The organism is Variovorax sp. GW458-11-26-14-LB1 (assembly GCF_059423965.1).
In genome coordinates, this window is the sequence record NZ_JBWKYW010000047.1 from 13332 (window position 1) to 31014 (window position 17683).

Sequence of the window (17683 nt, forward strand, 5' to 3'; positions counted from 1 at the left end):
AATTGAGTAGTAATGCTATCTATATGGGGCGGTGACGGCAATAAAAAAGCGACTCACAGGTCGCTTTTTTGTTCAATTGCGCACTGAAAGGCGCAATGCGTCGTTCAGCCGTTCAGCTCAACACCACACTGCTCAGGCGGCGGCGGTACGTGGCCACCACCGGATCGTCCGGCGGAATCTGCCCGTCGGCGACCTTCACCTTCGGCGGCTCGATCACGTCGAGGATCGCGATGTAGGTCTTGCGCGCGAGGTCTTCGCTCCAGGTCTTGTCGCGCATGAGGATGTCGAGCAGCTCGTCCATCGCGTCGGTCCAGCGCTGGGCGGCCATCAGCAGGCGGGCGCGGTTGAAGCGGGCGTCGAAGTCGCGCTTGTTGGCCGCGATCTTGTCGTCGAAGTCGCCCAGCGTCGGCGCGGAGCCGGTGACCGGTGCGGCGAAATCGATGGCGTCCATCCAGCGCTGCAGCGAATCGAAGCGGCGCACCAGCGTGGTCTTGGCAATCACCGGGGCAAAGGCGACCTTGGCGTCGTCGATGCGGCCTTCCTGCAGCAGCAGCTTGATGTAGTCGAAGCGCGCGTCGTCGTTGGCCGGGTCGGTGGCCACCGCGTGCTGCAGCTTCTCGAGCGCGCCCAGGGTGTCGCCCTCGGCCAGCGCTTCCTGCGCGGCGGCGCCTTCCGAAGCCGCCTCGGCCTCATCCGCGCCCGGCACGTGCTTGTCGAGGAATTCGCGGATCTTCTCGGCGGGAATGGCGCCCACGAAGCCGTCCACCGGCTGGCCGTCCTTGAACATCACGCAGAACGGGATGCTGCGCACGCCGAACATCTCGGACAGCTGCGAGGAAATCTGCGGCACCTTGTCGGCGTCCAGCTTGGCCAGCGTGAAGCGGCCGGCGTACTCGGTTTCGAGCTTTTCGAGCACCGGGCCGAGCTGTTTGCAGGGGCCGCACCATTCGGCCCAGATGTCCAGCAGCACCGGCGTGGCGACCGAGCCTTCGATCAGCTCGGCCTGGAAATTTTCGAGAGTGATGTCGATCATCGGGAACAGCTGGGGGTGAAACGTAAAATTGAAACCATGAACGAAACCATTCAGGTCGGTGTAGTGATGGGCTCGAACTCCGATTGGGAGACGATGCGCCACGCGGTCGAGATTCTCCAGCAATTCGGAATCAGCCACGAAGCGAAGGTGGTCTCGGCCCACCGGATGCCCGATGCGCTGTTCGCGTACGCCGAAAGCGCCGCCGGGCGCGGGCTCACCGCGATCATCGCGGGGGCGGGCGGCGCGGCCCACCTGCCGGGCATGCTGGCGTCGAAAACCACGGTGCCGGTGCTCGGCGTGCCGGTGGCCAGCCGCCACCTGCAGGGCGTCGATTCCCTCTACAGCATCGTGCAGATGCCCAAGGGCGTGCCCGTGGCCACCTTTGCCATCGGCACCGCCGGCGCGGCCAACGCGGCGCTGTTCGCCGTGGCCATGCTGGCGGTGAACAACCCGGCGCTGCGCGCCCAACTCGACGCCTTCCGCACGGCCCAGACCGCCGCTGCCGAGGCCATGGTGCTGCCGCCGCCCGAAGCGGGCGCGGCGGTGTCGCCTTTCTCGCCGCAAGGCGGGGGTGCACTGTGAGCACCGGTCATTCGGGCCATGCCGGCGATTTGCCCATCCTCCCGGGCGCCACGCTCGGCGTGCTCGGCGGCGGCCAGCTCGGGCGCATGTTCGCGCACGCGGCCCAGCGCATGGGCTACTTCACCGCGGTGCTCGACCCCGACGCCGACAGCCCCGCCGGCCGCGTGAGCCACCACCACATCCATACCGACTACGCCGACGTCGACGGCCTGGCCCGCCTGGCCGGCCTGGCCGACGCGGTGACCACCGAGTTCGAGAACGTGCCTGCGCCCTCGCTGGAGCACCTGGCGGTGGCGCGGCCGGTGTCGCCCGCCGCCTCGGCCATCGCCATCGCGCAGGACCGCATCGCCGAGAAGGCGCACTTCACGCGCTGCGGCGTGCCCTGCGCGCCCTATGCCGTCATCGAGACGGCGGAGCAACTGGCCGCCGTCGATGACCAGCTGCTGCCCGGCATCCTCAAGACCGCCCGCCTGGGCTACGACGGCAAGGGCCAGCAGCGAGTGAAGACGCGCGCCGAGCTGGTCGAGGCCTGGCAGGCCGCCGGCTGCGTGCCCTGCGTGCTCGAGAAGATGCTGCCGCTCGAGTTCGAGTGTTCGGTGATCCTGGCGCGCGGCCGCGACGGCCAGATCGTGCACTTCCCGCCGCAGCGCAACCTGCACCGCGACGGCATCCTCGCCGTGACCGAGGTGCACCCGCAGAACATGCCCAAGACCGTGGCGCAGGGCGCGGTCAATTCCGCCAAGAGCATCGCCAGCGGCCTGGACTACGTGGGCGTGCTGTGCGTCGAATTCTTCGCGCTGGCCGACGGCTCGCTGGTGGTGAACGAAATGGCGCCGCGCCCGCACAACAGCGGCCACTACACGATGGAAGCCTGCGACGTGTCGCAGTTCGAGCTGCAGGTGCGCACCCTCACCGGCCTGCCGCTGACCGCGCCGCGCCAGCACAGCCCCGCCGTCATGCTCAACCTGCTGGGCGACCTGTGGTTCCCGGGCGGCGAGGGCGACGGCGCCAAGCCGGTCGCGCCGCGCTGGAGCGAGGTGCTCGCCCTGCCCGGCACCCACCTGCACCTGTACGGCAAGCTGGCACCGCGCCGCGGCCGCAAGATGGGCCACCTGACCCTCACCGGCGCCACGCTCGAGAGCGTGCGCGCCAATGCCTCGCAGGCCGCGCTGCTGCTGGGCCTGCCGGCGCTCGCATGATCCTCGACGGCCACGCTCCCGACGCCATCGCCGAGGCCGCGCGCGTGCTGCGCGCGGGCGGGCTGGTCGCCTTCCCGACCGAGACCGTCTACGGCCTGGGCGCCGACGCCAGCAGCGACACCGCCGTCGCCGGCATCTTCGCGGCCAAGGGCCGGCCGGCCGACCATCCGTTGATCGTCCACGTGGCGGCGGGCGCCAAGGGCGCGCAGGCGCTGTCGCGTTTTGCCCAGCCGTTGCCGCCTTTCGCGCAGAAGCTCGTGCAGGCCTTCTGGCCCGGCCCGCTCACGCTGATCGTCACGCGCCAGCCCGGCGTGGGCACGGCGGCCGCTGGCGGGCAGGACACCATCGGCCTGCGCTGCCCCGCGCACCCGGTGGCGCAGGCGCTGCTCGAAGCCTGCGCCGAGCAGGGCGTGCCCGGCCTCGCGGGGCCCAGCGCCAACCGCTTCGGCCGCGTCAGCCCGACCACGGCGCAGCACGTGCACGACGAGTTCGGCGACGCGCTGCTCGTCGTCGACGGCGGCGCCTGCGAAGTGGGCATCGAATCGACCATCGTCGACTGCAGCCGCGGCGCGCCCGTGCTGCTGCGCCCGGGCCTCATCACGCGCGACCAGATCGAGGCCGCCGTCGGCGAGCCGCTGCGCGACCGCGAGGTGCTCGACACGCCCGACCCGCGCGCCTCGGGCACGCTGGAGGCGCACTACGCGCCCGACGCCAAGGTGCGGCTGATGGACCCCAAGGCCATCCAGACTGGCCTCGACGTGCTCGGCGCCAACGCCGCGCACATCGCCGTGTGGACGCGCAGCAACGTGCGCAGCCGCTCGCAGCGCGTGCTGCTGCGGCGCATGCCCGATGACGCGGCGGCCACCGCACAGCAGCTGTTCGCGGTGCTGCGCGAGTTCGACGCGCAGGGCGTGAAGCTGATCTGGGTCGAGACGCCGCCCGACACGCCCGAGTGGGAAGGCGTGAAAGACCGCTTGCAGCGCGCTGCAGCGGCCTGATCAACGCCTGATCGGCTGCTTGGCCGCGGGGCTCAGCCCCCGGCCGCCAGCACTCCCTGGAAGAACCCGCGCGCTGCCGCCAGGCAGAACGGTGGCGCCAGCGTGCCGTGGTAGGCCGCGGTCACGGCGCGCGCCTTGTCGGCGGCGCTGCCCGGCGTGCTCTGTGCCAGCAGGTCCTTCGCCTGCGCGAAGCCGGCGCGTGCGGCCGAGTAGCTGTCGGTGGTGCCGCGGTCTTCCAGGTCGACCACCGCGAGCGCGGCGGCCGGCATGCCCTTGGCGCGGAAGTAGCCGGCCGTGGCGCGGGTGCTCAGGAAGTTCACGGTCGGGTCGTTCGCGCCGCTGCACAGCAGCATCGGCTTGGTCGGCACCCAGTTGCGCAGGTCGTTGGCGATGGCCGCCTTGCGGAAGCCCGTGGCGGGCTTGCAGTCCAGCGGCGAGGCCGAACCGAGCGACGCGGCCGTGGCCGGCAGCGCGTTGCCGGGGCAGGGGGCCGACTGGATGTCGGTGGCCGCCTGCGTGAGGAAGCTCTGCTTGATGAGGTTGTTGGCGCCGTAGAAGATCGCCAGCTCGGGGCTCACCGGGCCCGGCTTGCCGTCGGCCGGGAACAGCGCCAGCTGCGGCAGCTTGCCGCTGGAGAACAGCGTGCCCGGCGTGAGGGTGGGCAGCAGGGTGTCGATGCCGGTGGCGTACTGCGCTTCGTAGACGTCGCTGGTGCTGTTGTAGACGTTGCCGAACTGCTGTTGCCAGCTGGTCGACAGCAGCGGCACGAACAGCGTGGCGCCCAGCGCCGGCCAGCCCAGGTAGGTGTAGTCGGTCAAGAGGCTGATGGCCGAGGGCGCGGCCAGCGGGGCCGAGGCCGTCACCGTTTTGCCGGTGGCCTGCATCTCGCGGTGCGCGGCCATCGCCACGTAGCCGCCCTGCGAATAGCCGGTGATGAACAGCGAGCCGGCGTCGTTCGCTCCGATGTCCGAGAAGGTCTTGCGCGCCGCGGTGAGCGCATCGACCATGTCCTTGCCCTGCTGGTCGCCGTTGAGGTACGGGTGGTAGGGCAGCGTCGACTTGTCGTAGCCCGCGTAGTTGGGCGCCACCACGATGTAGCCCTGCGCCGCGAACATGGCGGCCACCATCAGCCCTTCGCCGGCGGCCGGCTGGGTGGTGTCGGTCCACTTGGCGAGGTTGTAGTTGCGCGCCGGCGTGGTGCCGTGCGCGTACAGCACCACGGGGCGCGCGCCGCTGCAGGCGACGTCGGAACCCGAGGGCACCATGATCGCGGCGGTGGCGTTGGTGGCTTCGTTCTTGCCGCCGACGGTGCGGTACTCGAGGTAGCGCATGTCGACGCCGCACTTGGGCGCGCCGGTGACCTGCAGCAGCGCCTTGCCCTGGTCGGAGGCCTGCAGGCTGGCCCTGAACTGGTCGGCCGTGAGCTTGGTGCCCTGCTCGGGCGGGCTGGTGACGACCGAGCCGCGCCCGGTGTCGCTGCCGCCGCCCGGCGGCGGAAAGCCGATGCCGATGCCGCCCCCACCGCCGCCTCCGCCGCAGGCGGCGAGCAGCAACGTGGCGCCGGCGAGCGTCGCCGCGGCGGTGACCCGGCGGGCCGGGAAGGACGAGGGCTGTGAATGCCGTGGGTGCTGCAAGGTCAAGACGCGTCTCCTGGATAGGTATCGAAAACGAACGAGCGTCCGATTCTGGGCAGCGCCATGGCCGCGCGCAAGCAGCGTTTGCGAGCAGAACCTATTCAGTAGCGGGGCGCCTCGGGCCCCGTCCGAATCACTGGTCCTGCGCGGTCCAGTCGATCAGCGCGTCGAAGGCGGCGCGCGCGGCGCCGGCGTTCTCGCCGTTGGCGATGGCCACCAGCACGTAGCGCCGGCCGCTTGCGCCGTGCACGTAGCCGGCCACGCCCGAGGCGTCCCGCAGCGTGCCGGTCTTCAGGTGGGCCGCGCCGCCCGAGCGCAGCGTGCGCCGCTTCAGCGTGCCGTCCACGCCCATCGCGGGCAGCGAGGCCACCAGCTCGGGCATCACGGGCGAGCGCCACGCCACCTGCAGCATCTTGCCGAGCGCGGCGGCGCTGATGCGCTCGTCGCGCGACAGGCCCGAGCCGTTCTCGAACACCGGCGACGCCTCGCCGGTGCCGATGCGCTCGCGCCACCACTGGCCCAGCGCGCTGCGCGAGGCCTCGAAGGTGCCGCGCTGCTTCTGCGTGAGGCCCAGCGTGAGGAACACCTGCTGCGCCATCACGTTGTTGCTGTACTTGTTGATGTCGCGCACCACCTCGGCCAGCGGCGGCGACTCGAAGTCGAAGGCCGGCTTCAGGCCCGCGGGCACGCGGCCCTCGCGCATCTGGCCGCCCACGCGCCCGCCCATCTCGGCCCACATGCCGCCGATGGCGCGCAGGCTGTAGGTGCGCGGGTCGGCGTAGGCCACGGCCCAGCTCTTCTCGCCGCAGCCGGTGGGAAAGCCGCCGTTGAAGCGGATGCGATTCACGTCGCTGAAGTCGGGCTTGAGCGCGCCGCGCCAGTCGCCGCATTCGCCGGGCGCCAGCGGCACGGTGGGCGGCATCGCCACGCTGGCCAGCGGGGGCTCGTAGCTCACGCGCGCGTACTGGCCGGCGCGGTCGGGCGCGAAGGTCATGTTCACCGACTTGAAGTTCACCAGCAGCGCATCGGGCGAGGCGTTGTAGGGGCGCAGCGGCTCGCCGTCGAAGGCGGCCGGGTCGTTCTCGACCGTGGTCTCGAAGGCGCTGCGGTCGATCACGATGTCGCCGCTCACGGTGGTGATGCCCAGGCCCTGCACGTGGCGCAGCAGCAGCCACACGCGCTCCAGCACCAGCTTGGGATCGCCCTGGCCCTTGATGTAGAGGTTGCCGTTGAGCACGCCGTTGGCCACCGAGCCCTCGACGTAGACCGGCGTGTTCCAGCTGTAGGCCGGGCCGAGCAGGTCGAGCGCCGCGTAGGTGGTCACCAGCTTCATGATCGAGGCCGGGTTCACCGGCACCTGCGAGCGCCAGGCCAGGCGCGGTGCGCGGCCCGCGTCGGCATCGGCCACGAGCAGGGTCACGGCCTCGCGCGACACCTTGGCGCGCGCGAGGGCGGCATCGACTTGAGGCGGAAGGGCTTGCTGGGCGAAGGCGCCGGCCGGGGCCAGCAGGGCGAGGGTCAGCGCGAAAGTCTGCGCACGGCGGGAGGCAAAAGGCATCCGCCGATTATCCCGGCGGGAACACGTGCAGCTTCGCGTGGTACAGCAGCATGATCGTCTTGGCGTCGGCGATGCGGCCGTCGGCCACCATGGCCAGCGCCTCGTCGATGCCCAGCTCGAGCACCTCGATGTCTTCGCCCTCCTCCGCCAGCCCGCCGCCCGCGCCCACGCGCATCGAGGCCTCGTAGGGCGCGACGAAGAAGTGCAGCTTCTCGGTCACCGAGCCCGGGCTCATGAAGCTCTCGAACACCTTCTGCACGGTGCCGAGCCGGTAGCCCAGCTCTTCTTCCACCTCGGCGCGGATGCGTTCCTCGGGCGCGGCGTTGTCCAGCAGGCCCGCGGCGGCTTCGATCAGCAGGTCGTCGTGGCCGTTGACGAAGGCCGGGTAGCGGAACTGCCGCGTGAGCAGCACCGTGCGCTGGCCCAGGTGGTAGGGCAGCAGCGTGGCGCCGTTGCCGCGGTCGTAGGTCTCGCGGTGCATGCGCTGCCACTCGCCGTCATTGCGCCGCCAGTCGAAGGCGGTGGTGCGCAGCGTGTACCAGTTGTCGGACAGGAGGGTGACTTCGTGCACCCGGACGCGGTCGTGAATGGTCATGGCGGCGAGCATAAAACTGAGTTCGTGCAATATCAAGAAGATTCGTGCAATAGCGTGCAAACCCGTTACCATCGGCCCATGCTCACCCGACCGCGCAAGCAACACATCCTCTCGGTCCTGCGACGCGACGGCCAGGTCGTCGCCAAGGCGCTCAGCGAGGAACTGGCCCTGTCCGAAGACACCATCCGCCGCGACCTGCGCGAGCTCGCGGCCGAAGGGCTGCTGCAGCGCGTGCACGGCGGCGCGCTGCCGGTCGCGGCGGCCGAGGCCGACTTCAGCGGGCGCCAGCAGCTCGCGCCCGACGAAAAAGTGGCCATCGGCCGCGCCGCCGCGCGCCTCGTGAAGCCGGGGCAGGTCGTGTTCATCGACGGCGGCACCACGGCCGTGCAGCTGGCGCGCCACCTGCCGCTCGCGCTGCAGGCCACGGTGGTCACGCACAGCCCGTCGGTGGCGGTCGAACTGGCGGCGCACGCCGGCATCGAGGTGGTGCTGATCGGCGGGCGCCTCTTCCGGCATTCGATGGTGGCGGTCGGCGCGGCGGCCATGGCGGCCATTTCGCGCATCCATGCCGACACCTACTTCATGGGCGCCACCGGCGTGCACGCCGAGGCGGGCCTGACCACGGGCGACGCGGAAGAGGCCGAGATCAAGCGCGCGCTGATGGCCGCGGCGGCCGAGACCGTCGTGCTGGCCTCGTCCGAAAAGCTCGGGGCCGCGTCGGCCTGGGTGGTCAGTCCGCTGACAGGCGCGACGCAGCTGCTGGTGGCGCCGCAGGCCCCCGAGCAGGCGCTGGCGCCGCTGCGCGCGGCCGGGCTGGCGATCCTGCGCGCCGACGAGGCCGGCTGATTCGCCCCGCCCCTGCGCGGCCGGGGCCTGCCCTCGATAATGGCGGGATGCCCGCCGCGCCCCCGCAGACCTCCCCGCCCCTCCTGTCTCCCCGCATGCTCGGCATCGGCGCGGCCGTGGTCACCGTCGTGGTCTGGACCGCCTTCATCCTCATCGCGCGCGCCTCGGCCGCGCGCTCGCTCACGCCCTTCGACCTGGCCTTTGCGCGCATGTGCGGCGCCAGCCTGGTGCTGGTGCCCTGGGGCGCGTGGCTGGCGACGAAGCACCGCGGCGCGGTGTCCTCGTTCTTCGGCCTGTCGCCGCTGTCGCTGCGCGTGACGGCCACCGCCGGCATCTTCGGCGGCGTGGCCTACGCCCTCATCGCCTACAGCGGCTTCTTCTTCGCGCCGGCCGGCCATGCGGCCGTGCTGATGCCCGGCAGCCTGCCGCTGTGGACCACGCTGCTGGCCGCGCTGGTGCTGCGCGACCGCATCACGCCCACGCGCGCCATCGGCCTGGCGATGATCGTCGCGGGCGACCTCGTGGTCGGCGGGCGCAGCCTGCTGCACGCCTTCGAGGGCGGCGAGGTCTGGAAGGGCGACCTGATGTTCATGGGCGCCGCCTTCTGCTGGGCCTGCTACAGCGTGGTGGCGCGCCGCCATGGGCTGGACGCCGTGCGCGCGACCATCGCCATCACCGTGTTTGCCTTGATGACCTATGTGCCGGTCTACACCTTGCTGGTGGCGTCGGGCGCGGTCGTGAGCCACATCGGCAGCGCGCCGTGGGGCGAGGTCGCGTTCCAGATGGCCTTCCAGGGCGTCGGCTCGGTGGTGATCTCGGGCATCACCTTCACGAAGATGATTCAGCACTTCGGCCCCGTGCGCACCACCATGATCACGGCGCTGGTGCCGGGCCTGTCGGCCTTCGGCGCGGTGCTGTGGCTGGACGAACCGATGCACTGGAGCCTGGTCGCCGGCCTCGCGCTGGTGACGGCCGGCATCCTGTTCGGCGTGCGCGCGGCGGCCGTGCGCGTGGCGCCGGTCTGCCCGACGCCGTGCCCGGCGGGAATGGGGCGTCCGAATGTCTGACAAGCTGCTGGCCTTCGACACGAGCACCGAGCACCTGTCGGTCGCGGTGCGCCACGGCGACCGCGTGCTGGCGCACAGCGGCGTGGGCGGCGCGCAGGCGTCGAGCACGCTGCTGCCATTGATTCGCGAGTTGCTCGCCGACGCGGGGCTCGCGCTGGCCGAGCTCGACGCCATCGTCTTCGGGCGCGGCCCGGGCTCCTTCACCGGCCTGCGCACCGCCTGCTCGGTGGCGCAGGGCCTGGCCTTCGGCGCCAAGGTGCCGCTGCTGCCGGTCGACACCCTGCTGGCCGTGGCCGACGAGGCCCGCCATGCCTTCGGCGCGCAGCGCGTGGTGGCCGTGCTCGATGCGCGCATGGACCAGCTCTACGCCGCGCACTACGACTTCGCCACCGCCGGCCCGTTCGGCGGCGACCCCGAGCCGCTGCTGCTCGCCCCCGAGGCGCTCGAGGTGCCGGCCGGCTGGGCGCTCGCCGGCAACGCCTTCACCGCCTACGGCCCGCGCCTGGCGAGCGCCACGACCCGCCACGAAGTGCTGCCCACGGCCGCCGCCATGCTGCGGCTGGCGCCCGCGCTGCTCGCGGCCGGCCGCACCGTGCCCGCAGCACAGGCCTGGCCACTGTATGTTCGCGATAAAGTGGCGCAAACCACCGAGGAACGCGCCGCCATCAAGGCGGCGGCCGCCGTTCCGCCGAACCCCGCATGAGCGCCGTCCTCCAGTCCGTCGAAGCCCGTCTTGAACCGCTCACCGTCGAGCGGATCGATGCCGTGTGCGCGGTCGAGCAGACGGCCTACACGCACCCCTGGACGCGCGCCAACTTCACCGATTCCATGGCCGTGGGCTACCACTGCCAGTGCCTGCTGGCGCCCGGCGTGGCGCCGGGTGTCGAGTCGCCCTGCACGAGCCTGGGCGAAACGCTGATCGGCTACTTCGTCGCCATGAAGGGCGTGGACGAGGTGCACCTGCTCAACATCACCGTGGCGCCGGCCTTCCAGCGCCAGGGCTGGGCGCCGCTCATGCTCGAGGCGCTGGCCGGCTGGTCGCGCGGCGAGGGCGCGCTGTGGCTCTGGCTCGAGGTGCGCGAAAGCAACCGGCGCGCGCTCGACATCTACCTGCGGCAAGGCTTTCGCAGCGTCGGCGTGCGCAAGGGCTACTACCCGGCGTTCGACGGCAAGCGCGAAGACGCGGTCGTCATGAGCATGCGCCTCAACGAAACAGGCTCCGCCTGGGGAGCTTTGCGATGACGGACACCGCGGTCCACACCCTGCGCCTGGATGCGCGCCAACGCGCCATGCTCGACGAGATGGGCGTGAAGGTCTGGTGGCCCGTGCCACCGGAACCCGAGATCGAAGTCGAAGCCGAGCCGGAGGCTCCCGTGGCCGCTGATTCGGGCATGCCCGACATGCCCGAAGGCCCGCCGTTGGAACTCGACGAGCGCGACCAGCCGTACGACGCGCCGCCTCCGCCTCGCCCGGCCCCGGCGCCTGCCGCCCGCCCCGTGGCCGCCCCGGCACCGCGTCCCGTGGCGGCACCGCCCGTCGCGCAAGGCGCCGCCGTGCTGGTCGAAGCACCCTCCCGCCTGTACGCCGACAAGGCCGATGCCGCGGCGCCGGTGCAGGGCGGCTGGCTGGTCGTGGCCGACATGCCGCCCGAGGCCGACGGTCGCCACGGCGAGCCCTTCGCGGGCGACGCCGGTCGCCTGCTCGACAACATGCTGCGCGCGCTGAAGCTGCACGACGGTCGCACGCCCGTGCACCTGATGCGCACGCACCGCGGCGTGGCCGCCGGCCAGCCCGGCAGCCCGCAGCCGATCGACGCCGCCTTCGACGCCCACGCGGCGGCGCTGGCGCCCAGCATCGTGCTGGCGATGGGCCCGCTGGCCGCGCAGAGCCTGATGCAAAGCCGCGATCCGCTGGGCAAGCTGCGCGGTCGCGCCGTGCCGCTGGCGTCGGCCAACGGCGTGCCGGTGGTCGCCACGTACCACCCCGCCTACCTGCTGCGCAACCCGGCCGACAAGGCCCGCGCCTGGGCCGACCTGTGCCTGGCCGCGGAGCAGGCCACCCCTTCGGCCTGAGGCCGGCGGGCGGGGTCCGTAAAATCGGGCCCCATGACTTTCCTCGACAAGCTGGCCGCTGCACAGCAAACCAACGGTTCGTTGCTCTGCGTGGGCCTCGACCCGGAGCCAGCCAAATTCCCGGGGGCGTACAAGGGCGACGCCAGCCGCATCTATGACTTCTGCGCGCGCATCGTCGACGCGACGGCCGACCTGGTCATCGCCTTCAAGCCCCAGATCGCCTACTTCGCGGCCCACCGCGCCGAAGACCAGCTCGAACGCCTGATGGAGCACATGCGCCGCAACGCGCCCCACGTGCCCACCATCCTGGACGCCAAGCGCGGCGACATCGGCTCCACCGCCGAGCAGTACGCGCTCGAAGCCTTCGAGCGCTACGGCGCCGACGCCGTGACCCTGTCGCCCTTCATGGGCTTCGACTCGGTCGCGCCGTATCTCCAGTACGAAGGCAAGGGCGCCTTCCTGCTGTGCCGCACCAGCAACCCCGGCGGTTCCGACCTGCAGGGCCAGCGCCTGGCCAGCGTCGAGGGCCAGCCCTTCCTGTACGAGCACGTCGCCCGCCTGACGCAAGGCCCGTGGAACCTCAACGGCCAGCTCGGCCTCGTGGTAGGCGCGACCTACCCGGCCGAGATCGAGCGCGTGCGCGAACTCGCGCCGACGGTGCCGCTGCTGATCCCGGGCGTCGGTGCCCAGGGCGGCGACGCAGTCGCCACCGTGCGCGCCGGCTGGCGCGCCGACGCGCCGATCATCGTGAACTCGTCGCGGGCGATCATCTACGCCTCGTCGGGCGAAGACTTCGCCGACGCGGCGAAGAACGCGGCGCGCACCACGCGCGACGCATTGGAAGCAGCGAAGCCCTGACGGGCCTTCAGTTCCGCCGCAGGCGGGTGAAGAGCTCGAACTCCCAGTTGCGCATGCCCAGCAGCAGGGTGTAGCCCTCGCGGTCCTTGGCCGACAGCTTCTGGTCGGTCTGGTGCTGCTGCGCAAAGTCTTGCGCCACGCGCTGCAGCCGCTCCATGAAGGCGGGCGCGAGCGACCGGCTGATCGAGCCGTGCACCAGCAGCAGGCCCTCGGCCGGGCCGTCGAAGCCGCCCTTGTAGTAGTCGAGCACCACGTTCTCGCGGAAGAACTCCATCACCGGGCCGTGCGGGCGCCAGCGGAAGGTCTTCGCGAGCTTCAGGCGGTACCGGTTGAGCGGGCGCAGCTCGATGATGCCGATGCGGTCCAGCTGCGCCAGGCAGCCGATGCACTCGGCCTCGGTGATCCGGTACGACGACACGATCTGCTCCAGCGTCCACTGGCTCAGCACGCTGATCGCCACCAGCAGCAGCTTCTTGTCCTTGACCACGGCCTTTTCCTGCTCGTGGGTCAGCTCCTTCAGCAGCGGCTGGGCGTCGGCCACGCGCCGCGCCAGCTCGGCGAAATCGATCTTCAGGGCGCGGCAGATCGCATCGACGCGCGACAGCGGCATGTCGCTCTTGGCCAGCATGCGCTTGACGCTGGACTCCGCCATGTCCAGCGACCGGGCCAGGTCGGCATACGTCATGCGGGCGCTTTTGAGTTCGTTCTTGAGGGCCTGGACCAGGTCGACGGTGGTGCTCATGAAGGGAGGGTACGGGTTGAAGGTATAGAAAAAGGATACCGAAGGGAGTGAAATAGTGCCTCGTATCGATTCTCGATGCCTGGGGGAGGGCTGGCAACTAGATTCCACCCGCCAGCCACCACCCCACCGAGGAACGCCATGCTTCTGCCCACCCTGACACGTCGCGAACGCGGACTGTTGTTCACCTTCGCGCTGCTCTTGCTGATCGCCTTCTTCGGCCCGGCGCTGCCGGCCGCCGACGTGGCGATCGCCTCCGTGTTCGCCGACAACCGGCCGCTGTTTCATCTGCCCAACGCGATGGACGTGCTGAGCAACCTGCCGTTCCTGGCCATCGGCTGCCTGGGGCTGTACCGGCTCAACCGCATCGACCGCTCGCACCAGGAGGCGCTGGCCGGGTTCCCGCTGGCGCCGCCCGCCAACGACCCGCCCGACAACACGCTGGACTGCGCCTGGCTGTTCTTCGCCGGCCTGATCGCCACCGCCGCCGGCTCGGCCTTCTATCACCTGATGCCCGACGCGCCCCGCCTCGCCGCCGACCGCGCCGGCATGGCCGTGGCCTTCGCGGGCCTGATCGGCATCGCCGTCTGCGAACGCGTCAGCCAGCGCGCCGGCTGGCCGGCCGCCTGGTTCGTGCTCACGGCCGGCCTGCTGGCCGCCGAGGTCTGCCAGGAAACCGGCAACGTGCTGCCCTGGGCGCTGGTGCAGTTCGGCGGCATGGCGGTGGTGCTCACGCTGGCGCTGGCCACGCCGATGCGCGGCGCCGTCGGGCTCAAGCTGGGCTGGGTGATCGCGTTCTATGTGGTGGCCAAGGCCTTCGAACTGGGCGACCACGCCATCTACGAAGCCACCGGCCACCTCGTGTCGGGCCACACGCTCAAGCACCTGGTGGCGTCGCTGGCCGGCCTGCCTGTGCTGATGGCGCTGTACCGTCTTGAAAAGGGCTGGCGCGCCACCCTGCTGCGGCACAATCCCGACCCAGCCGCCATCGCGGCATGACGCGGCTTGGCCACTGGAACGCCGGTGGCGCAGCGGTAGAAGACAAAGAGGAGATTGCATCGCATGACAACCCCCGCCGCCGCCGCGACTGCGCCCGTGGTGCATGAGCCCAACGCCCACGCGAACCAGTTCGCCCTGCTCGGCCAGCGGCGCTTCGCGCCCTTCTTCTGGACCCAGTTCGCGGGCGCCGCGAACGACAACCTCTTCAAGTTCGCCTTCACCGTCATGGTGACCTACCAGCTGCAACTGAGCTGGATGCCGCCGGCCATGGCGGGGCTGGTGATCGGCGCGCTGTTCATCCTGCCCTTCCTGCTGTTCTCGGCCACGGCCGGGCAGCTGACCGACAAGTTCGACAAGACGAAGATGATCCGCTTCGTCAAGAACCTCGAGATCGCGATCATGGTGATCGCCGCCTGGGGCTTCGTGCGCGCCGACGCGGTGGTGCTGCTGGGCTGCGTGTTCCTCATGGGGTTGCACTCCACGCTGTTCGGGCCGGTCAAGTTCGCCTACCTGCCGCAGGTGCTCGACTCGCGCGAGCTCACGGGCGGCAACGGCATGGTCGAGATGGGCACCTTCGTCGCCATCCTGCTGGGCCAGGTGGCGGGCGGGCTGCTGGTGGCGATGCCGCAGATCGGCCACACCACGGTGGCCGTGGCCTGCCTGCTGCTGGCGTTGGTGGGGCGCGGCGTGGCGCAGGCCATTCCGCCCGCGCCGGCCACCGACCCCAGCCTGGTCATCAACTGGAACCCCTTCAGCGAAACCTGGCGCAACCTGATGCTGGCGCGCGAGAACATCGTGGTGTTCCGCTCGCTGCTGGGCATCTCGTGGATGTGGTTCTTCGGCGCGGTGTTCCTGAGCCAGTTCCCCAGCTTCGCGAAGGAAGTGCTGCACGGCGACGAGCAGGTGGCGTCGCTGCTGCTGGTGGTGTTCTCGGTGGGCATCGGCGTGGGCTCGCTGCTGTGCGAGACGCTGAGCCGCCGGCAGGTCGAGATCGGCCTCGTGCCGCTGGGCGCCATCGGCATGAGCGTGTTCGCCATCGACCTGTACTTTGCCTCGCGCGCCTTGCCGCCTTCGGCCGGCATGGGCCTGGGCGCTTTCGTCCACCAGGCCGCGCATTGGCGCGTGATGGCCGACCTCGCGCTGCTGTCGCTCTTCGCGGGCCTGTACAGCGTGCCGATGTACGCCCTGATCCAGTTGCGCAGCCAGCCCACGCACCGCGCGCGGATCATCGCGGCGAACAACATCCTCAATGCGCTCTTCATGATCGGCAGCTCGGTGCTGGCGGGCGCGCTGCTGGGCGCGGGCTTCACCATTCCGCAGATCTTCCTGTTCACCGGCATCGCCAACGCGGTGGTCGCGTTCTACATCTTCATGCTGGTGCCCGAGTACCTGCTGCGCTTCGTGGCCTGGGTGCTGTCGCGCTTCGTGTACCGCTTCGACATCAAGGACGACCAGCACATTCCCACCGAGGGCGCCGCCGTGCTGGTGTGCAACCACGTGAGTTTCATCGACGCGGTGCTGCTGATGGCGGCGAGCCCGCGCCCGATCCGTTTCATCATGGACCACCGCATCTTCAAGGTGCCGGTGCTCGGCTGGCTGTTCAAGCTGGCCAAGGCCATTCCGATCGCGCCGCAGAAGGAAGACCCGGCCGCTTACGAGGCGGCCTTTGCCAAGGCCATCGGCGTGCTGCGCGAGGGCGACCTGCTGGGCATCTTCCCCGAAGGCGCGATCACGCGCGACGGCGAGCTGCAGCCCTTCAAGGGCGGTGTGATGAAGATCCTCGAGGGCGCACGCGCCGAAGGCATCGAGCCGCCCGTGGTCCCGATGGCGCTGACCAACCTCTGGGGCTCGTACTTCAGCCGCATCGAGCTGCGCGGCGGCCAGCAGGTCGCCATGACCAAGCCTTTCCGCCGCGGCTTCTTCAGCCGCGTGGGCCTGCGCGTGGGCCACCCTGTGGCGCCGCAGGAGGTGCAGCCCGAGACGCTGCGCCAGCGCGTGGCCGGCCTGCTGGCCACCTGAGGCGTGCGCCCCAAAGTATCTCTTCGGGATACTGCGGGATGCCAGGATCGCAACTGGTTGAAGTATTCGAGCCCCGCGGCGTGAAGGCGAACCATCATTCGCTCACCTTCACTGCGCAGCGAGGCCTTCATGCAACCCCTCTCATCCTCCACCGTTTCGATCACCCAGCGCGACCTGCCGGCTTCGCGCAAGACCGCCCTGGCGCGGTCGATGGCCGCCCTGGCCTTCGCCGCCTGCGCCGCGTTCGCGGGTGTCGCGACGCCGCTGCCCGCACGGGCGCAGAGCGAGGCCTCGGCCGCGCTGTCGCTGCTGCCCGTGGCCTCGGTGGTCGGTGCTGCGTCGGTCGTCGGCGCCTCGGCCACCGCGGTGGTCGCCGTGCCCGCGGCGCTGTCGGTGGGTGGCTCGGTGCTCACCGTGATCGCGGTCGAGGCCTCGGTCGACGGCACCGTCTACCTGCTCGAACGCGCCTCGGACGGCGCCCGCGCCAGCGTCAAGGTGATGGGGCGTGCCACCCGCGGCGTGTCGGTGGTTGCCGGCACGGCCGTGGTCGTCAGCGTGATCGGCACGGGGGTCGTGCTCTCGGCTGCCGGCGAGGTGCTGGCCTTCGTGCCCAACGCGGTCGGCCGCGCACTGCTCCACAACGAAAGACTGTCGTGAAACCCGCCCTGCGCCCCGCGCTGCTGCTGGCGTTCGCCATCGCTGCGGTGCTGCCGCTGCAGGCGAATGCCGGCCGCTCGTGCGAACAGGTCAGGCCGACGCCGGCGCTGATCGTCAAGGGCATGCAGCTGGCCGAGCGCACCTCGCAGCAGCTCGACGCCAGCGGCGCGCGCGTGGTCATCCTGGCGCGCGCCGGACAGGACCTGAGCAAGTACGGCCTGCGCTATTCGCACCTGGGCATCGCCTACAAGACCGACGAGGGCCCGTGGCGCGTGGTGCACAAGCTCAATCACTGCGGCACGGCGGTGGCCGCGGTCTACCGGCAGGGGCTGGGCGAGTTCTTCCTCGACGACCTGTGGCGCTACGAGGCCGCCTGGTCCGTGCCCACGCCGGCGGTGCAGGCGCAGCTGATGGCCGCGCTGCGCGAGCCCGATGCGCGCCTCGTGCGCCTGAACGTGGCGCCCTACAGCATCGTGAGCTACGCCTGGGGCCAGAAGTACCAGCAGTCGAACCAGTGGGCCATCGAGACCCTGGCCGCCGCGATGGAACCCGCCACCATCGGCACCCGCGCGCAGGCGCAGGCCTGGCTGCAGTTCAAGGGCTACGAGCCCACCACGCTGAACCTCGGCCCGTTGACCCGCCTGGGCGGTCGCGTGGGCTCGGCCAACATCGCTTTCGACGATCATCCGAACGAGAAGCGGTTCTCGGACCGCATCGAGACCGTGACCGTCGACTCGGTGTTCACCTGGCTGCCGCGCGCGGGCCTGGGCGCGGCGCCAGTCACACTCAAGCTCTGAGCGAAACGAAGAAAAGAAAGAAGGAAAGAC

General features: G+C 70.8%; 18 protein-coding genes. 13 read left to right on the forward strand and 5 right to left on the reverse strand.

Annotated elements, in window-relative coordinates; all coding sequences use genetic code 11:
- Positions 1–112: 112 nt before the first annotated feature.
- Positions 113–1033 (reverse strand): tetratricopeptide repeat protein, encoded by a 921-nt coding sequence (locus tag AC07YS_RS24865; protein ID WP_159274101.1) that lies wholly within the window; start codon positions 1031–1033, stop codon positions 113–115.
- A gap of 36 nt (positions 1034–1069) precedes the next feature.
- On the opposite strand from AC07YS_RS24865, the gene purE reads away from it, so the two are divergent.
- Genes purE through AC07YS_RS24880 form a run of 3 tightly spaced genes read left to right on the forward strand, consistent with a single transcriptional unit; the run spans position 1070 to position 3812 of the window.
- Positions 1070–1615, forward strand: coding sequence for a 5-(carboxyamino)imidazole ribonucleotide mutase (gene purE, locus AC07YS_RS24870; RefSeq protein ID WP_159274100.1), 546 nt, complete (start codon positions 1070–1072; stop codon positions 1613–1615).
- Positions 1612–2814, forward strand: coding sequence for a 5-(carboxyamino)imidazole ribonucleotide synthase (locus tag AC07YS_RS24875; protein ID WP_493195071.1), 1203 nt, complete (start codon positions 1612–1614; stop codon positions 2812–2814). Before purE ends, AC07YS_RS24875 begins: the two co-directional genes overlap by 4 nt.
- Positions 2811–3812, forward strand: coding sequence for an L-threonylcarbamoyladenylate synthase (locus tag AC07YS_RS24880; protein ID WP_062481928.1), 1002 nt, complete (start codon positions 2811–2813; stop codon positions 3810–3812). Before AC07YS_RS24875 ends, AC07YS_RS24880 begins: the two co-directional genes overlap by 4 nt.
- A 32-nt stretch (positions 3813–3844) precedes the next feature.
- Here AC07YS_RS24880 and AC07YS_RS24885 read toward each other — a convergent pair whose 3' ends face one another.
- The 3 genes from AC07YS_RS24885 to AC07YS_RS24895 all read right to left on the reverse strand — a co-directional run bounded on the left by AC07YS_RS24885 (position 3845) and on the right by AC07YS_RS24895 (position 7599).
- Positions 3845–5446 (reverse strand): alpha/beta hydrolase family protein, encoded by a 1602-nt coding sequence (locus AC07YS_RS24885; protein ID WP_495270090.1) that lies wholly within the window; start codon positions 5444–5446, stop codon positions 3845–3847.
- Between the two features lie 133 nt (positions 5447–5579).
- The gene (gene dacB / locus AC07YS_RS24890) at positions 5580–7004 is read right to left on the reverse strand and encodes a D-alanyl-D-alanine carboxypeptidase/D-alanyl-D-alanine endopeptidase (protein WP_492743115.1); all 1425 of its coding nucleotides are present in this window, start codon (positions 7002–7004) and stop codon (positions 5580–5582) included.
- Positions 7005–7011: 7 nt separating this feature from the next.
- Positions 7012–7599 (reverse strand): NUDIX hydrolase, encoded by a 588-nt coding sequence (locus tag AC07YS_RS24895; RefSeq protein WP_070063371.1) that lies wholly within the window; start codon positions 7597–7599, stop codon positions 7012–7014.
- Between the two features lie 78 nt (positions 7600–7677).
- Between AC07YS_RS24895 and AC07YS_RS24900 the strand changes: the two genes are divergently transcribed.
- From AC07YS_RS24900 to pyrF, 6 genes are all read left to right on the forward strand, one after another.
- A complete protein-coding gene (locus AC07YS_RS24900) occupies positions 7678–8445 on the forward strand; it encodes a DeoR/GlpR family DNA-binding transcription regulator (RefSeq protein WP_062481934.1) in 768 nt (255 codons plus the stop codon).
- 95 nt (positions 8446–8540) lie between these two features.
- Positions 8541–9512 (forward strand): DMT family transporter, encoded by a 972-nt coding sequence (locus tag AC07YS_RS24905; RefSeq protein WP_235944244.1) that lies wholly within the window; start codon positions 8541–8543, stop codon positions 9510–9512.
- Positions 9505–10215, forward strand: coding sequence for a tRNA (adenosine(37)-N6)-threonylcarbamoyltransferase complex dimerization subunit type 1 TsaB (gene tsaB / locus AC07YS_RS24910; protein ID WP_495269905.1), 711 nt, complete (start codon positions 9505–9507; stop codon positions 10213–10215). The genes AC07YS_RS24905 and tsaB overlap by 8 nt, the downstream gene beginning before the upstream one ends.
- The gene (rimI, locus tag AC07YS_RS24915) at positions 10212–10754 is read left to right on the forward strand and encodes a ribosomal protein S18-alanine N-acetyltransferase (RefSeq protein ID WP_062483095.1); all 543 of its coding nucleotides are present in this window, start codon (positions 10212–10214) and stop codon (positions 10752–10754) included. The genes tsaB and rimI overlap by 4 nt, the downstream gene beginning before the upstream one ends.
- Positions 10751–11584, forward strand: coding sequence for a uracil-DNA glycosylase family protein (locus AC07YS_RS24920; protein ID WP_495269906.1), 834 nt, complete (start codon positions 10751–10753; stop codon positions 11582–11584). The genes rimI and AC07YS_RS24920 overlap by 4 nt, the downstream gene beginning before the upstream one ends.
- A gap of 33 nt (positions 11585–11617) precedes the next feature.
- Complete coding sequence (pyrF, locus tag AC07YS_RS24925) at positions 11618–12442, forward strand: orotidine-5'-phosphate decarboxylase (RefSeq protein WP_495269907.1); 825 nt, start codon at positions 11618–11620, stop codon at positions 12440–12442.
- 7 nt (positions 12443–12449) lie between these two features.
- Here the strand turns inward: pyrF and AC07YS_RS24930 are convergent, their stop codons facing one another.
- Positions 12450–13184, reverse strand: coding sequence for a helix-turn-helix domain-containing protein (locus AC07YS_RS24930; protein WP_062477478.1), 735 nt, complete (start codon positions 13182–13184; stop codon positions 12450–12452).
- 138 nt (positions 13185–13322) lie between these two features.
- Between AC07YS_RS24930 and AC07YS_RS24935 the strand changes: the two genes are divergently transcribed.
- The 4 genes from AC07YS_RS24935 to AC07YS_RS24950 all read left to right on the forward strand — a co-directional run bounded on the left by AC07YS_RS24935 (position 13323) and on the right by AC07YS_RS24950 (position 17653).
- Positions 13323–14180 carry a hypothetical protein gene (locus AC07YS_RS24935; protein WP_095747243.1) on the forward strand — a complete coding sequence of 286 codons (858 nt, stop codon included), beginning with the start codon at positions 13323–13325 and terminating at the stop codon, positions 14178–14180.
- Positions 14181–14243: 63 nt separating this feature from the next.
- Positions 14244–16199: an MFS transporter gene (locus AC07YS_RS24940; RefSeq protein ID WP_495269908.1), complete on the forward strand. Its 1956-nt coding sequence runs from the start codon at positions 14244–14246 to the stop codon at positions 16197–16199.
- Between the two features lie 210 nt (positions 16200–16409).
- Positions 16410–16856 carry a hypothetical protein gene (locus AC07YS_RS24945; protein ID WP_495269922.1) on the forward strand — a complete coding sequence of 149 codons (447 nt, stop codon included), beginning with the start codon at positions 16410–16412 and terminating at the stop codon, positions 16854–16856.
- Positions 16853–17653 carry a DUF2145 domain-containing protein gene (locus AC07YS_RS24950; RefSeq protein ID WP_487847595.1) on the forward strand — a complete coding sequence of 267 codons (801 nt, stop codon included), beginning with the start codon at positions 16853–16855 and terminating at the stop codon, positions 17651–17653. Before AC07YS_RS24945 ends, AC07YS_RS24950 begins: the two co-directional genes overlap by 4 nt.
- Positions 17654–17683: the final 30 nt, after the last annotated feature.

Excerpts from the sequence above, each read along its gene's own strand:
- AC07YS_RS24905 (WP_235944244.1), top strand. The coding sequence starts at position 8,541 with ATGCTCGGCATCGGCGCGGCCGTGGTCACCGTCGTGGTCTGGACCGCC.
- AC07YS_RS24920 (WP_495269906.1), top strand. The coding sequence starts at position 10,751 with ATGACGGACACCGCGGTCCACACCCTGCGCCTGGATGCGCGCCAACGC.
- AC07YS_RS24945 (WP_495269922.1), top strand. The coding sequence starts at position 16,410 with ATGGCCGCCCTGGCCTTCGCCGCCTGCGCCGCGTTCGCGGGTGTCGCG.
- AC07YS_RS24895 (WP_070063371.1), bottom strand. The coding sequence starts at position 7,599 with ATGACCATTCACGACCGCGTCCGGGTGCACGAAGTCACCCTCCTGTCC.
- AC07YS_RS24900 (WP_062481934.1), top strand. The coding sequence starts at position 7,678 with ATGCTCACCCGACCGCGCAAGCAACACATCCTCTCGGTCCTGCGACGC.
- AC07YS_RS24935 (WP_095747243.1), top strand. The coding sequence starts at position 13,323 with ATGCTTCTGCCCACCCTGACACGTCGCGAACGCGGACTGTTGTTCACC.
- AC07YS_RS24865 (WP_159274101.1), bottom strand. The coding sequence starts at position 1,033 with ATGATCGACATCACTCTCGAAAATTTCCAGGCCGAGCTGATCGAAGGC.
- rimI (WP_062483095.1), top strand. The coding sequence starts at position 10,212 with ATGAGCGCCGTCCTCCAGTCCGTCGAAGCCCGTCTTGAACCGCTCACC.
- AC07YS_RS24930 (WP_062477478.1), bottom strand. The coding sequence starts at position 13,184 with ATGAGCACCACCGTCGACCTGGTCCAGGCCCTCAAGAACGAACTCAAA.
- dacB (WP_492743115.1), bottom strand. The coding sequence starts at position 7,004 with ATGCCTTTTGCCTCCCGCCGTGCGCAGACTTTCGCGCTGACCCTCGCC.
- purE (WP_159274100.1), top strand. The coding sequence starts at position 1,070 with ATGAACGAAACCATTCAGGTCGGTGTAGTGATGGGCTCGAACTCCGAT.
- AC07YS_RS24880 (WP_062481928.1), top strand. The coding sequence starts at position 2,811 with ATGATCCTCGACGGCCACGCTCCCGACGCCATCGCCGAGGCCGCGCGC.
- AC07YS_RS24940 (WP_495269908.1), top strand. The coding sequence starts at position 14,244 with ATGACAACCCCCGCCGCCGCCGCGACTGCGCCCGTGGTGCATGAGCCC.
- pyrF (WP_495269907.1), top strand. The coding sequence starts at position 11,618 with ATGACTTTCCTCGACAAGCTGGCCGCTGCACAGCAAACCAACGGTTCG.
- tsaB (WP_495269905.1), top strand. The coding sequence starts at position 9,505 with ATGTCTGACAAGCTGCTGGCCTTCGACACGAGCACCGAGCACCTGTCG.